The 15,177-nt window shown below is 65.0% G+C and carries 4 protein-coding genes, 1 tRNA gene and 1 pseudogene; 4 read left to right on the forward strand and 2 right to left on the reverse strand.

Features of this window, described 5'->3' with window-relative positions; all coding sequences use genetic code 11:
- Nucleotides 1-128: 128 nt before the first annotated feature.
- From N5D20_RS07485 to N5D20_RS07495, 3 genes are all read left to right on the forward strand, one after another.
- Nucleotides 129-221 (forward strand) — tRNA-Ser (locus N5D20_RS07485).
- Between the two features lie 1,216 nt (nucleotides 222-1,437).
- Nucleotides 1,438-2,343 carry an RHS repeat-associated core domain-containing protein gene (locus N5D20_RS07490; protein ID WP_233654162.1) on the forward strand — a complete coding sequence of 302 codons (906 nt, stop codon included), beginning with the start codon at nucleotides 1,438-1,440 and terminating at the stop codon, nucleotides 2,341-2,343.
- An 8-nt stretch (nucleotides 2,344-2,351) separates the two neighbouring features.
- On the forward strand, nucleotides 2,352-2,684 hold the full coding sequence (locus tag N5D20_RS07495; RefSeq protein ID WP_019659511.1) for a hypothetical protein: 333 nt from the start codon (nucleotides 2,352-2,354) through the stop codon (nucleotides 2,682-2,684).
- 126 nt (nucleotides 2,685-2,810) lie between these two features.
- Here N5D20_RS07495 and N5D20_RS07500 read toward each other — a convergent pair.
- Nucleotides 2,811-3,701 (reverse strand): annotated as a pseudogene (locus N5D20_RS07500) (phage portal protein); the annotation flags it as partial.
- Here N5D20_RS07500 and N5D20_RS07505 point away from each other — a divergent pair.
- Nucleotides 3,700-4,134, forward strand: coding sequence for a GNAT family N-acetyltransferase (locus tag N5D20_RS07505; RefSeq protein WP_010483855.1), 435 nt, complete (start codon nucleotides 3,700-3,702; stop codon nucleotides 4,132-4,134). The pseudogene N5D20_RS07500 and the gene N5D20_RS07505 overlap by 2 nt on opposite strands.
- 57 nt (nucleotides 4,135-4,191) lie before the next feature.
- Here N5D20_RS07505 and N5D20_RS07510 read toward each other — a convergent pair whose 3' ends face one another.
- Nucleotides 4,192-15,078, reverse strand: a complete 10,887-nt coding sequence (locus N5D20_RS07510; protein WP_279914727.1) for an autotransporter-associated beta strand repeat-containing protein — start codon at nucleotides 15,076-15,078, stop codon at nucleotides 4,192-4,194.
- Between the last annotated feature and the right edge of the window lie 99 nt (nucleotides 15,079-15,177).

A 15,177-nucleotide genomic window follows, 5' to 3' on the forward strand; every position in this document is an offset into this window, starting at 1 on the left:
CCATGCCTGTCCAGCCCCCTCGCCTCCGGCACGTCCTTCGCAGGTTCCTGGCTGGGGTGCTTGTGAAGTGCCGCGCAGCCCGCTAGAATCTGCGCCCCTGCTGAGGCGTTTGCCGATGGCAGGGATCCGGAGAGGTGTCCGAGTGGTTGAAGGAGCACGCCTGGAAAGTGTGTAAGCGTCTAAACCGCGCTTCGGGGGTTCGAATCCCCCTCTCTCCGCCAAGTTACGAACTAAGCCCCTGATTTCAGGGGCTTTTTTCTTGGGTTCGTATGTGGCCCCATACCCCGACCCATACTTCGTCAATCCGTTGATTCCTGGCCTATCAGCAGCGCGCCCTGCGCGTTGGGACGGCAATCCAGATAGTCAGCAAGAGCGCTGCACTTGGAGAAGCGAGAGTGCACGCAAGCAGTTTCAGATGACCGACCTGCGTGCATCGCGAAGCACGCCGCTCCCTCGCCACCGCCTCTGACAGCCGTAACGAAATGAGGTGCCGCATGCGCAAGGTCCTGAGCGCGCGTAGCAGCATGAGCGCCCAGGCAAGCGACCAACACCAAGAGCTGCTGCGCGCTGCGCGTCAGCGGCCCGTAGAAGCGGTTGAGAGGCAGTTGAGCGGATGGGAGGGCGCAGGCGGTCCAGCGCCGTGCGTACCCCGGCGTGCGCACTCGTCTCCCCGCCACGCCTGCGCACTTCATAGGGTGCTTTTTCTGCACCACCTGCACAAAGGCCAGGAGCAGGCCCAGCAAGGCTATGGATGACGTTGAGGGGCATCCAACTACCTGCGAAACCCTGCACTAAAGGGGGTATCTGGCAGGGGCATCAGCCACCAAGTGGGAGCCAAATTCGCAGACACCAGGAAGAAGCGAAAACAAGGCGTCCAACAGTGTCCAAGAAGAAAACTCCCACTACTGACAGTGTTTCAGGAAGGCTATGAATTGAGGGTCTGAAACAGAAAACGTGTGGCGAGCATCGCACTGCCAGTTTTGCCAACAGGTTCCTTGGAGTTCCTTGTGGCACAGCGCTTTCCAGCCACCTCTGCCTTCTGATTGACACCCCCAATCCAGCAACAGTTTCCAACATTGATGTTTTTCGGTGTTACAAGTGTGGCAGGTGTTACGGCAGTCAAATATGCAACTATAATCAAATGGTTACGCTATTCTCACCGAACGCGGCCACGGTGTAACACAGGTGTTACCGGTGTTACAGCCTACCCACCGCGACGCCAGCTCGAAGACTTGCCCGCCCGCCCCTGGCGCCGACTTCGGTCGTCACGCCGACGGGGACTGTGATATGAAGGCAATGCCTTGCTGGAAGGCTCTTTCAGGGATTGGAAGGATGGAATGGCTTGAGAGAATTGCGTGCCGCGCGTCGGCCCGCCGAAAGGGCATGAGAACGTATTTCGGCAAGCTGAGCGTCGTCGGCGCCTGGCTCTGCTGGCTGATGTTGGTTGGCTTGGCACTGCCGCTAATCGCAACTGCTCAGACGGTCACTTACATCCACACCGACGCCCTTGGCTCGGTCGTTGCCGAAACCGATGAAAGCGGCAACGTGATCAAACGGTACGACTATGAGCCCTACGGGGGTGTCGTGGACGGACCGGTTACGGATGGGCCTGGCTACACGGGGCATGTGAGCGATGCTGCCACGGGGCTGAGCTACATGCAGCAGCGCTACTACGATCCCCAACTAGGGCTCTTTCTCTCTGTAGATCCCGTCTCACCAAACGACAAACCGGGCTCCGCCTTCAACCGCTATCGATACGCTGCGGGCAATCCCTACAGATTCGTCGATCCTGATGGCCGCCAGGAACGGGCGGCGGAGAGACATGCCGACTCGGTAGCGAGCTCACCCTCTGCATATGATACGTTCGGCCCCGCAGCACTTGCGGTAACAACAGCGATTGTGCGCGCGACGCCAGTTGTTGGGCCTGCTGCTGCATCGGCAATGTCTGGCTCCATTAATTCGGCGCAACCACTGGCCCTGCCAGCACCAGCACCTGCAGCGCCCACTGCGCCAACTCCTGCCGCTGCCCCGGCGACACCTTCTGGCCCGAGCTATGTCGTCTCGTCGAACGGAACAGCATTTCCGGTACCCACAGGGGCGAGCGGACCAACTCCGGTCATCAACCCCGCAGGAAAACAGACCGGTGTCGCATTTACTGGGGGTGCCGGAGGCAGTAATGGGCAAGTCGCCACCATGCGGATGATGGACCCAACCCCTCCCAGGGGAAACAGTCCTGGATATCCAGCTGGCTATATCAAGTACGAGAATGCTGGAAAGCAAGGCGTAGATCCGCTCTCCGGGAAAACGCTACCTAATTCGAAGTCTCACTTCCCAGTCAGATAGGCCTGAACATGATCGAGCACCAGGCGGAAGCTCTCCGGCCATTGATCGGAAAAAATGTGACACTGGGGATTGAAGATGGCATGGCCACGATAGGTACGCACGATGGCTGGGAGCTGCATATCTACAACTCTTTCAGCCTCCTTAGCGATGGCATTGCGGAGAATCCTCCGCGCTCAACGCTGAGCTTGGTGCTGGAGGATTGCCGGTTCGATCACGAGACAATGGTTGCGCAGTTTTCTAGAGGGGTCACACTCACAGTCGACTTAAGTGAAGATGGCTACTCTGGCCCAGAGGCGATGCAGTTGAATAGTCCAGATGGAACTATCGTGATCTGGAACTAAGTTCGATGCAGCCGCCGCTACTCGCACTGGGATCACCCCCCAAGGGCGACAGGTATTGACCTTCTCCCTGTCGCCCCTGTTTCGAATGAAGCAGTAGCTTGACCTCGCCCCTGCAGGGGTAGGCATTTAGTTCGTTGAACGTTCTATTTCGAAGGGGGCAAAAGTGATGACCTCCTCACCGATCCATTCGTTGACCATGGCCATGCGCGATTGCAGGGGAGCCAGTTCCATCGACGCCCACACGGTGGCCGCATCCCGAATCGAGCCGAATCCGCCCGCATTCTGCGGGACGATACCCAGCAGCTGCGGTGGGATGCGCAGCGCGGCCAGGATGTCATCACGGGTCACACGCTTGATGCCGGTGAACTCATCCTTGGCCGCCACTTCGCTGATCGGGATCAGCTGCAACCCGTCCTTCTTGCCGTTGGGCGAATGCACGAACAAGTTGCGGAAATTGCCCGGCCCACGCGAGTCTCGCAGCGCCTGCCGCAGGGCGTCCACATCCATGCCCTCCGGCTGCGGGTCGGTCATGTAGAGGATGAACCCGGCGTGCGAGCCGTTGGTGTAGTACCTACGGCGGAACAACGTGGCCGATTCATTGAGCAGCGCCGACTGCACGACTGCCAACCACTCCGGCAACCCGTAGATTTCCTGATCGGTATCGGCCTCGCGCAGCTGGTGCACCGAGCCAGGTGCAAGTTCATGCTCGGCCCGCCCAGCTCGCACCTGGAAGAACACACTTGGATCCACGCCACGGCGTATGTACTGCGCCATCAGCGGGTGCAGCTGCAACAGCCGCCCGGAGTGCGAGAGTTGCCGCCCCAGGTAGGCCATGCCGAACACCAGGTAATCCAAGGCCAGCTGCGAGAACGCGGTGCGGTCCAGCAAGCGATGCGGCATGAAGGTGCGCACTAGCATGTTGCGCTTGAAGATCAGGCCACTGTGCAGGAACGGATTGGAGCGCGTGGTGCGCGACAGGCCACTGAGGGTGATCGGTGGTTCGTAATGGCGACCGTTGCTCTACCGCCCCACCGATGCCAGCGCCTGCCTGTCGATTTTCGACAGCAACGTACCCACCTACTTCGCGCCCGAAGAGCGCAGTGACTTTGAACGCTTCCTGCGCGAACAGGCCACGGACTGTGCATTCCAGGTCATCGAGCGCGATGGCAGCATCGTGGCCTGTGGCGGCCTGTCGCGACGCGGCGACGGCAGTGCCGGTTTCTGCTGGGGGATGGTCCAGCGCGCGCTGCACCGGCATGGACTGGGCCGCGAACTGGCACTGGCACGCCTGCGCCAGGCTGAAGCGGATCCCTCGATCAAGCGCATCGCCCTCAGTACCAGCCAGCACACCCAGGGCTTCTATGCCGGGCTGGGCTTCCAGGTGACGCGGATCGTGCCCGATGGCCACGGCGCCGGGATCGACGCCGTGGAAATGGAGCGGGAGCTCTAGCGCTCCCGCCCCGGCCCCATCCACGCAGTGCGTGGATCTACCGCTGGCCCGCTCCCCTCAGAAGCCTACGCGCAGGTTGATCTGCCCGCCAACATCACGGCGGCCATCGCCGTGCTGGCCCTGCACGAACATCGACAGCTGGCTGTTGCGGCCGAGCCCAACCGCCACGCCCACCTGACTGACCAGCGCATTGCGTGCCATCACCGCGCTGTAGACGTCGAACGCGTTGCCACCGACGGCGAAGCGGTTGCGGCTGGCCACATCGGTGTCACCCGAGGCGTGCTGCCAGCCGAGGCCGACCGTCAGCTGTGCCGGGAAGCGCTCGCCGCTGCCCACATCCCAACGTCCACGCACGCCCACGGTGCTGACATTGAGCGTGTCCTTGCCGCCTTCCAGCTCCAGTGCAGCAGTGCCACCCTGCTCTACTGCGCGATCGCTGTCGACCCAGTGCTTGGTGAACTGCACGTACGGCTGCAGCTGGGTCCTGCCATGTGTCCAGGTCCAGCTGCCCTCCACCTGCGCGATGGTCACGTCCGAGTCCTGGCGGCTGTACAAGGTCTGGCCCAGCAGCGGCACCTCACGCGTGGTGCGCGTACGGTAGTCGCCGCGCGATACGCTGCCCCCCACCGCGAAGCCGTTGTTCCACTGGCCCTGTGCATACAGGCCGAATGTGTTGCCACGCAGGCGGGCCCGCGAACTGCGATCGTACAGGCGCGTATCCAGCCGCTCGTTGCCTGCGGCCGCACCCAGCACCACGTGCTCGCCCAGCTGCCAGTCCACGCCCGCCATCAGCGCATTGCGGTTGGAGCGGATGTCATCTCCGTTGCCGTCACCGTCCTGGCGGAACACCTTGCCACTGCCGGCCAGCCACGCCGAAGCACGCTCACCACGCACGGTCGGCAGCTCACTGCCCAGGCGCTGGCGGATACCCTCTTCCAGGTAATTGTCGTACAGCAGCACCGCGCGGCTGGCCGCATGCACTTCACCGGACAGCTGGTCGAAGGCAGCGCGCGCGGTACCCGCGTCATACATCAGCAGCGTGTTGTACAGGCCCAGTGCCGAACCACTCTGCGGCAGGCTGTCCAGCGCTGCGGCGGTGTTGTACTGGTTGCGCGTCTTCGCCGCCGTGGTGAATGCCGCGGTCTGCGCCACGTCGATCTGCAGGTTGGCCGTGTTCGCGGTGTAGACCGGGGTGATGGTCAGGAAGGCCGACGGCGTGGTGGCCGAGGCGAACTGCCCGCTCACCCCACCGCCCGCGTTGACCACGGTGTACTGCTGGCCCTGCTGGTAGCTGGTGCTCGGCGAGATGGTGTTCACCTGCACGGTGCTCCCAGCCACGTTGGCACTGCCGCCCACCTGCACCGTGTCGCTGCCGGTGGCACCCAGATCGATGCCCAACGTGCTGCCCGGCGACAGGGTCAGGTTGCCCCCCACCGTGATCGTGCCGGTGCCATTGCCCGCACCGCTGCCGTTGCCCGGACCATTGCCCGGCGACAGCACGCCGCCGCTGGATACAGTCACGCCACCGCCGGCGCCACCGATGGTGCCGGTGCCGGACAGCGTGGTGCCGCTGCCGATGGTCCACTGGCCGCCGATGTTGCCGGTGACATTCAGGCCACCGCCGGTGACCTGGCCGGTACCGCTGAAGCCACCGCTGTTGCCGCCCAGGTTCAGGCCCCCCGGGCCGGCCTGCACGATGCTGCCACCACCACTGATGGTGCCGCCCAGCGTGGTGGTGCCACCGGTGTTGATGATCAGGCCACCATTGTTGGTGATGTTGCCGGTGACCGAACCGCTGGCCCCGCCGTTGCCGACCTGCACCGTGCCACCTGCATTGATGGTGGTGCCGCCGGTGTAAGTGTTGTTGCCGGTCAGCGTGATGGTGCCGTTGCCGGCCTGGGTCAGGCCACCGCTGCCACTGATGGTGCCGCCAACGGTGGTGTTGCCACCTACGTTGAACACCAGGCTGCCGTTGTTGCTGACGTTGCCGGCGATGGCACCGCTCGCGCCGCCGTTGCCAACCTGCAGCGTGCCACCGGTGTTGATGGTGGTGCCACCGGTATAGGTGTTGTTGCCGCCCAGGATCAACGTGCCGCTGCCGGCCTGGGTCAGGCCACCGCTGCCGCTGATGGCGCCGCCGACGGTGGTGTTGCCACCCACGTTGAACACCAGGCTGCCGTTGTTGGTGACGCTGCCGCCAATCGCACCGGTCGCGCCGCCATTGCCCACCTGCAGGGTGCCACCGGCAGTGATGGTGGTCGGGCCGGTATAGGTGTTGTTGCCGGTCACGGTCAGCGTGCCGCTGCCGGCCTGGGTCAGGCCGCCGCTGCCGCTGATGGTGCCGCCCAGCGTGGTGTTGCCCGCCACGTTGGACACCAGCGTGCCGTTGTTGGTGACGTCGCCCACGATCGAGCCGGTCGCACCGCCGTTGCCAAGCTGCAGCGTGCCACCGGCATTGATGGTGGTACCGCCGGTGTAGGTGTTGGTGCCGGTCAGCACCAGCGACCCACTGCCCGCTTGGGTCAGGCCACCCGTACCGCTGATGGTGCCGCCCAGCGCGGTATTGCCGGCCACGTTGGAAATCAACGCACCATTGTTGGTGATGTCACCGGCAATCGAACCTGTGGCGCCGCCGTTGCCGACCTGCAGCGTGCCACCCGCATTGATGGTGGTGCCGCCGGTGTAGCTGTTGTTGCCGACCAGGGTCAGCACGCCAGCACCGGCCTGGGTCAGCGCGCCAGTGCCACTGATCGCACCGCCGACCGTGGTGTTGCCACCGACATTGAACACCAGGCTGCCGTTGTTGGCGACGTTGCCGGTGATCGCGCCGGTCGCACCGCCATTGCCGACCTGCAGCGTGCCACCGGTATTGATGGTGGTGCCGCCGGTATAGGTGTTGTTGCCGGTCAGGGTCAGCGTGCCGGCACCGGCCTGGGTCAGGCCACCGGCGCCGCTGATGGTGCCGCCCAGCGTGGTGTTGCCGGCCACGTTGGACACCAGCACACCGTTGTTGGTGATGTCACCGACGATCGCACCGGTCGCACCGCCATTGCCGACCTGCAGCGTGCCACCGGCATTGATGGTGGTACCGCCGGTGTAGGTGTTGTTGCCGGTCAACACCAGTGTGCCGCTGCCAGCCTGGGTGAGGCCGCCGCTGCCGCTGACCACGCCGCCCACGGTTGCCGTGGTACCGAGGTTGTAGACCAGGCTGCCATTGTTGGTGATGTCGCCCAGCACCGAACCGGTGCTGCCACCGTTGCCGATCTGCAGCGTGCTACCACCGTTGATGGTGGTGCCACCGGTATAGACGTTGTCGCCGCTCAGGGTCAGCATGCCGGTACCGCTCTGCACCAGACCGCCGGTGCCACTGAGCACACCGCCGAAGGTGGTGCTGCCGTTGTTACCGCCGGTGGTCAGGGTCGCACCGCCCAGCACCACGCCGGATCCGGCTACGCCGGCCAGGCCTCCGATGCTCTGACTGCCACCGGCACTGATATCCAACGTGCCGGCGCCGGCCAGGTTCACCGTGCTGGCACCGGACAGGCTGCCACCGGCCGCCACCGCCAGCGTGCCGCTGTTGATGGTGGTGGTGCCGGTATATGTGCTGGCACCGCCAAGGGTGACCGTTGCTGCGCCATCCTTCAGCAGGCCGCCAGCACCGCTGATCGGGCCGTTCAAGGTCAGCGCGTTGCTGCCGGCCAGGGTCAGCGTGCCGCTGGCCAGCTGCACGGTGTTGGCCAGGGTCAGCGCGGTGGTGCCGTCCAGGCTGGCATTGCCGCCCACGGTCAGCGTGCCGGTTCCCAGTGCACCGTTGTTGCCCAAGGCAAGGCCACCGGCGTTGAGTGCCACGCCGCCACTGAAGGTATTGCTGCCGGTCAGGCCCTGGATCCCAGCGCCGTTCTTCACCAGGCCGCCGGTGCCGGTGATGTCACCAGCGAACGTAGTGTTGCCCACGCCATTGAGTGTCAGCGTGCTGCCACCCAGCGCCACGGTGCTGCCGGCCACGCCTGCCAGCGAGCCGATGGCCTGCGGGCCACCCGCGCTGATGTCAAAGGCGGTACCGGCGTTGGCCAGATTCACCGCACCCGTGGCAGCCAGGCTGCCACCGGCGCCGATCGCCAGCGTACCAGCGTTGATGGTGGTGCCACCGGTGAAGGTATTGGTGCCGGTCAACGTCTGGGTGCCCGAACCTTCCTTGACCAGGCCGCCGGTGCCCGCCACCGAACCACTGAAGGTGCCATTGGTAGCGCCTCCGATCGTAAGCGTGTTCGCGCCCAGATTCACCGTACCGCTGCCGATCAGGGTACCGAACTGCTGCGTACCGCTACCCGCCGACAGATCGAAGGTCGCACCCGAGGCCAGGTTGACGATGCCACTGGCGTGCAGGCTCGCGCCAGCGCCCAGTGCCAACGTACCGGCGTTGATGTTGGTGCCACCGGTATAGGTATTGGTGCCGTTCAAGGTCAGCGTCGCTGCTCCCTCCTTGGTCAGGCTGCCGGTACCACTCAGGTTGCCGTTGAGGGTGAGGTTGTTGCTGCCGAGTACGGTCAATCCGTTGTTGAGGATGAAGTTGTTGGCCAGCGTCACCGCGGAGTTCGAATCGAGCGTAGCCGCGCCTCCAACCGTCACCGCACCGGTGCCCAGCGCAGCGTTGTTGCCGACCACCAGGCCACCGGCGTTGAGCGCCACGCCACCGCTGAAGGTGCTGGCGCCATTGAGCGTCTGCACGCCTGCGCCGTTCTTGATCAGGCCGCCATTGCCGCTGATCGCACCGTTGAAAGTGCTGTCCACGGTACCACCCAGGGTCAGCGTGCTGCCGCCCAGTGCCACCGTGCTGCCGGCCACGCCGGCCAGCGAACCGATGGCCTGGTTGCCCGCCGAGATGTCGAGCGTGCCGGTGCCGGCCAGGTTCACCGCGCCGGTTGCGGCGAGGCTGCCACCGGCACCGATCGCCAGCGTGCCACTGTTGATGGTGGTACCCCCGGTGTAGGTGTTGGCACCGCTCAGGGTTACGGTGGCCGCACCGTCCTTGATCAGCCCGCCCGTGCCGGAAATCACACCGCCCAGTGTCAGCTCCTGGCTGCCGAGCAGGTCGAGATTGGCACCCGAAGCGAGGTTGATGTTGTTGGCCAGGTTGACGCCGGTCGATGCATCCAGTGTCGCGTTGCTTCCGACCGTCAACGCACCGCTGCCGAGCGCAGCGTTGTTGCCGACCACCAGTCCACCGCCGTTGAGTGCAACGCCACCACTGAACAGATTGGCGCCGCCCAGCGTGAGGATGCCGGCGCCATTCTTGACCAGGCCACCGGTGCCGGAAATCGCGCCATCGAAGAGGCTGTTGCCAACACCACCGAGTGTCAGCGTCTGTGCCCCCAGGCTCACCGTCGAGCCGGCCACGCCATTCAACGACCCGATGGTCTGGCTGGCCCCTGCGGTGGAGATATCGAAGCCGGTGCCTGCAGCGCTCAGCGTCACAGCGCCGCTGGCGGCCAGGCTGCCGCCCGGACCAATCGCCAGCGTGCCGGCATTGATGAAGGTCCCGCCGGTGTAGGTATTGGCACCGGTCAGCGTCTCGATACCGGCACCGACCTTGGTCAGGCCACCCGTGCCTGCGATCGAGCCGCTGAAGGTGCCATTGGTGGCGCCACCGACCTCGATCGAGTTGGCACCGAGGTTCACCGTACCGTTGCCGACCAGCGTGCCGAACTGCTGCGTGCCACTGCCGGCAGACAGATCCAGCGTGGCGCCGGTGGCGAGGTTCACGGTACCGCTCGCCGCCAGGCTGGCACCGGCCCCCAGCGCCAGCGTGCCGGCGTTGATGTTGGTGCCACCGGTGTAGGTGTTGATGCCATTCAAGGTCAGCGTCGCGCTGCCATTCTTGGTGAGGCTGCCGGCCCCGGACAGGACGCCGTTGAGCGTCAGTGCATTGGTCCCGAGCACGGTCAGCCCGGCGTTGAGCGCGATGTTGTTGGTCAGCGCTGCCAGGCCGGTGGTATCCAGCGTGGCGGCACCGCCGACGGTCAATGCACCGGTACCCAGCGCCGCGTCATTGCCCAGGACCAGCCCGCCTGCGTTGAGTGTCACGCCGCCGCTAAAGGTGTTGGCGCCGGACAACGTCTGTACGCCCGCACCCACCTTGATCAGACCGCCACCGCCACTGATCACGCCGTCGAACGCGGCATTGCCGGTCGTGCCGAAGGTCAACGAATTGCCGCCCAGTGTCAGCGTGCTTCCGCCCGCACCGTTGAGCGCGCCGATGGTCTGGCTGCTGCCGGCACCGGAGATATCGAAGCCAGCACCTGCGCCCAGCGTGATATCACCCGCTGCGGCAAGACTGCCGCCCATGCCCAGCGCCAGCGTACCGGCGTTGATGGTGGTACCGCCGGAGTAGGTATTGGCACCGGACAGCGTCAGCGTGGTAGCACCATTCTTGATCAGGCTGCCATTGCCGCCGATCACACCCGACAGCGTCAGCGCGTTGCTGCCCGGCAACGTCAGTGCAACGCCCGAGCCCAACGTGACTGCATTGCCCAGTGTCACCGCAGCGCCTGCATCCAGCGTGGTACTGGCATTCACCGCCAGCGTGCCGGAACCGAGTGCGCCGTTCGCGCCGACCACCAGGCCACCGCCGTTCAAGGTCAAGCCACCACCGAAGGTATTGGTGTTGTTGAGCGTCAGCAGGCCTGCACCGTTCTTGATCAGGCTGCCATTGCCGCTAAGCACGCCGCCCAGGGTGAGGTCACTGCCGCCGCCCAGAGTCAGCTGCGTGCCGGCGCCGAAGTTCACCGCGTTGGCAAGGTTCAGTGCCACCGTGTTGTCGAGGCTGACGGTGCCACCCACACCGAGCGCGCCGGTCCCCAGCGCACCGGCGTTGCCCAGCACCAGCCCACCGCCATTGAGCGCCAGGCCACCGCTGAAGGTGTTGGCACCGGACAGCGTCTGGATGCCAGTACCGGTTTTGACCAGCCCGCCAGTGCCGCTGATCACGCCATCAAAGGTGGCGTTGGCATTGCTGCCGAAGGTCAGCGAATTGCCGCCCAGCGTCAGCGCGGTTCCGGCCACGCCGTTCAACGCAGCGATGGTCTGGTTGCCGCCGGCCGCGGAAATGTCAAAGCCCGCGCCGGCATTGCCGAGCGTCACATCGCCGCCCGCCGCCAGGCTGCCACCGGCCCCCAGCGCCAGCGTGCCGTTGTTGATGGTGGTGCCGCCGGCATAGAGGTTGGCACCGCTCAGGGTCAACCGTGCCGCACCGTCCTTGATCAATCCACCGGCGCCGAACACCGGCCCACCCAGCGTCAGGTCGTTGCTGCCCAGCACGGTCAGATTGGCACCTGCGGCCAGGCCGATGCTGTTGCCCAGGTTCAGTGCGGCGCTGGCATCCAGCGACGCGTTGCCACCCACATCCAGTGCGCCGGTGCCCAGTGCGCCGGCATTGCCCAGCCGCAGCACACCGGCATTGAGGCCGACACCACCGGAGAAGGTGTTGGGGCCATTCAAGGTCAGCGTCGAAGCGCCGTTCTTGACCAGTTCGCCGGTTCCGGCGATGACACCGCCCAGCGTTACATTCTCCGTGCCAAGCAGGTTCAGTACCGTGCCTCCGCCCAGATTCACCGCATTGCCCAGGCTGAGCGCCACACTGCTGTCCAGCGTCGCGCTTGCGCCGACATTCAGTGCGCCCGTGCCGAGTGCACCGGCATTGCCCATCAGCAGGCCACCACCGTTGAGCGTCAGCCCACCATTGAAGGTATTTGCGCCGTTGAGGGTCAATAAGCTGGCACCGTTCTTCACCAGGCCACCTGCGCCGGAAACCACGCCGCCCAGAGTAATGGCCTGTGTGCCCGGCAGCGTCAGCAGCGCACCACCGCCGAGCGCGACATCATTGACCAGGCTCAGCGGGGCACTGCCGTCCAGCGAAACACTCCCGCCGACGCTGAGCGCCCCGGTACCCAGCGCACCGTTGTTGCCCAGCAGCAGACTTCCGGCGTTTGCGCTCAGTCCACCACTGAACGTGTTGTTGCCGTTCAACGTCAGCAGCGACGCACCGTTCTTGACCAGGCTGCCGGTGCCGGTGATGTTGCCGGCCAGGGTCAGGTTCTGGCTGCCCGGCAGGGTCAATGCCGCGCCAAGGTTGATCGCATTGCCCAGGTTGAGTGCTGCAGTGGTGTCCAGCGAACCGTTGCCACTGACCGTCAGCGCACCGCTTCCCAGCGCGCCGGCGTTGCCCAGCACCAGGCCGCCGGCCGCAAGATTCAGCCCACCACTGAAGGTGTTGGCGCCGGTCAGCGTCTGCACGCCACTGCCCTGCTTGATCAGGCCACCGGTGCCGCCGATCACGCCGGCGAAGGTCTGGTTGGTGGCATCACCGAAGGTCAGCGTGCTGCTGCCCAACGTCACCGTGCTGCCAGCGATGCCGGACAGTGCGCCGATGGTCTGGTTGCCCCCCAGCGAGATATCCAGTGTGCTGCCCGCGCCGGCCAGGCTGACCGCGCCGGTCGCCGCCAGGCTGCCACCACTGGTCAATGACACCGTTCCGGCATTCACCGCCAGCCCACCGGTGAACGTGTTCGCGCCGCCCAGCGTCAGCGTGGCAGCGCCGTTCTTGACCAGGCTGCCGGCCCCGCCAATGACACCCCCCAGCGTCAGCGCGTTCGAGCCCAGCACATTGAGCGAACCACTGGCGCCCAGTGTGATGCCATTGCCCACGGTAAGCCCGGTGCTGGCGTCGAGCGATACCGCACCGCCGACGTTCAGTGCCCCTGCTCCCAGTGCACCGCCGTTGCCCAGCACCAGGCTGCCCGCATTGAGCGCCAGACCACCGCCGAACGTATTGGCGCCGTTGAGGGTCAGTGACGATGCACCATCCTTGATCAAGCCGCCGGCGCCACCGATCACCCCGTTGAACGTGAGCGCCTGCCCGCCAAGCAGATTCAGGCTGGCGCCGGCACCGAGGTCGACGGCATTGGTCAACGCCAACCCGGTCGTGCCATCCAGCGTGGCATTGCCGCCGATAGACAGCGTGCCGCTGCCCAACGCGGCGTTGTTGCCCAGCAGCAGGCCACCGCCGTTGAGCGCGACGCCGCCGCTGAGGTTATTGACACCGGACAGGGTCTGTACGCCGGAACCCAGCTTGATCAGACCACCGGTGCCTGCGGCGAACGTGCCGGCATAACTGGTATCGCCCACTCCACCGAGGGTCAGCGTGTGGCTGCCGAGATTGACCGAACCGCCGAGGCCGGCCAGCGAGCCGATGGTCTGGTTGGTCGCCGCTGAAAGATCCAGGCTGGTACCAACGCCCAGCGTGATCGCACCGGTGGGCGACAGGCTGCCACCCGCGCCCAGCGCCAATGCGCCGCCAGCCAGGTTGAAGCTGCCGGTCAGCGAATTGGCGCCATTCAAGGTCAGCGTGCCGGCACCGTTCTTGGTCACGTTGCCGGCACCGGAAATCGAGCCACTCAATGTCAGCGCATTGCTGCCCAGCAGGTTCAGCGAGCCCCCGCCATTGACCACCAGGTTGTTGCCCAGGTTGAAGCCCGCCGTCGTATCCAGCGAGGCGCTGCCACCAACGGTCAGGTTGCCGCTACCGAGCGCACCGGCATTGCCCAGCACCAGGCCACCGGCATTGAGGTTGACGCCGCCACTGAACAGGTTTGCACCGCCCAGTGTCACCACACCGGTATTAGTGACGGTGAGGCTACCCCCACCGGACAACACGCCCCCCAGACTGAAGGGGTTGCTGCCACCGAGGGATAGCCCAAGGCCGCTGCCGAGGGAGAAATTGTTGGCGAGGGTCAGCCCCGCCGTGCTCGCCGCGATGCTGCCGCCGGCACTGGTGATTGTGCCCAAGCCGAACGCGCCTGGATCATTGAAGTTGGCCAGACCGCCATTGAGGGTCACCGCACCGGTACCCGACCACGGTCCCTGCAGGTTCCAGGTGCCGCTGTTGACGGTCAGCTTCTGGAAGCCGATGTAGTTGGTCCAGCCGATGCTCGATAGCGGGCCGTTGTTGCTTGCGTTGTCCTGCAGTACAAGCATATTGCTGGCGGCACCAGTACCGGCGCCTGCGTTGACAGTGCCCGCCGCTGCAACCTTGACCCCGGTTACGCCCGTGAGCACGCCGGCCCCGATAAGACTGCCACCGGCGGAGACCGTGGATCCGGCCACGGCGGTAAAGGTATTACCACCGGTCGAATCGCCCAGGTGCACGCTGCCGTTGACCGTTCCCGCATTGAGGAAGGTATTGCCCGACGAAGAGCCCAATCCCACCCGCCCGGTGATGCTGCCAGTATTCGTCACATTGGCGGCTGCCCCGCCATAGGTCACCACCGAAGTCGCATCAACGACATTGCCAAGGCCGATCAGTGACACGCCAATCGTGCCATTGTTGGTAATGGTGGTGACCTGGCCGGGAGAGCCACCGCCCCCATTCTGCGCCACGATGGCCTGGCCGCCGAAACCCAGCAAGGTAGCGATATTGAATACACCGTTGATCGTGCCGCCACTGTTGTTGTTGACAGTGATCGCGCTGGCCGAGCTGTTGCCGACCACCAGTCCATCCGAAGCGAGCAGCAGCGTGCTGGGATCAATCAGCCCGCTGTTGTTGACCGTGACATTGCTGCCCCCCAGTGTCACCGCATTGCCGCCCAAGGTCGCAGATGAGCGCATCGTTGCACCGGAGTTGACCTGCAGCGTGATGCCAGATGCGGGGTTGTTGTAATTGGTGGGGTTGGGGGTGTTGTCGCAGATGATCGTCGTTGTGCCGGTGCACGCTGCGAACGCCGAACCGCTGGCCAAGGTGGCTGCCAGTGCGACCGCCAGCTGATGCGCCCGCAATCGCGGTGGCCGCTTCGCGGTAATCGCACTTCCGCCGGGATTCTGGGCGACCTCCGAGGCAACCTGCATTACGCCGAGGGCACGATTGAAAACCAGACGGTAAATGCGGTTCATCGGTAAATCTCCATGAAAAGACCGGATGGCACTGCGGGCAGGTTTTTTGAAGACGATGCGGCCCATCCCGGCTCCCGATACGGGAACAAGGCCTGGCGG

Source organism: Stenotrophomonas sp. GD03877, from assembly GCF_029840555.1.
Classification (GTDB): Bacteria; Pseudomonadota; Gammaproteobacteria; order Xanthomonadales; family Xanthomonadaceae; genus Stenotrophomonas; species Stenotrophomonas geniculata.

Bases quoted from the DNA above. Each gene is read 5' to 3' on its own strand.
- N5D20_RS07490 (WP_233654162.1), top strand. From the start codon at position 1,438: ATGTTGGTTGGCTTGGCACTGCCGCTAATCGCAACTGCTCAGACGGTC.
- N5D20_RS07495 (WP_019659511.1), top strand. From the start codon at position 2,352: ATGATCGAGCACCAGGCGGAAGCTCTCCGGCCATTGATCGGAAAAAAT.
- N5D20_RS07510 (WP_279914727.1), bottom strand. From the start codon at position 15,078: ATGAACCGCATTTACCGTCTGGTTTTCAATCGTGCCCTCGGCGTAATG.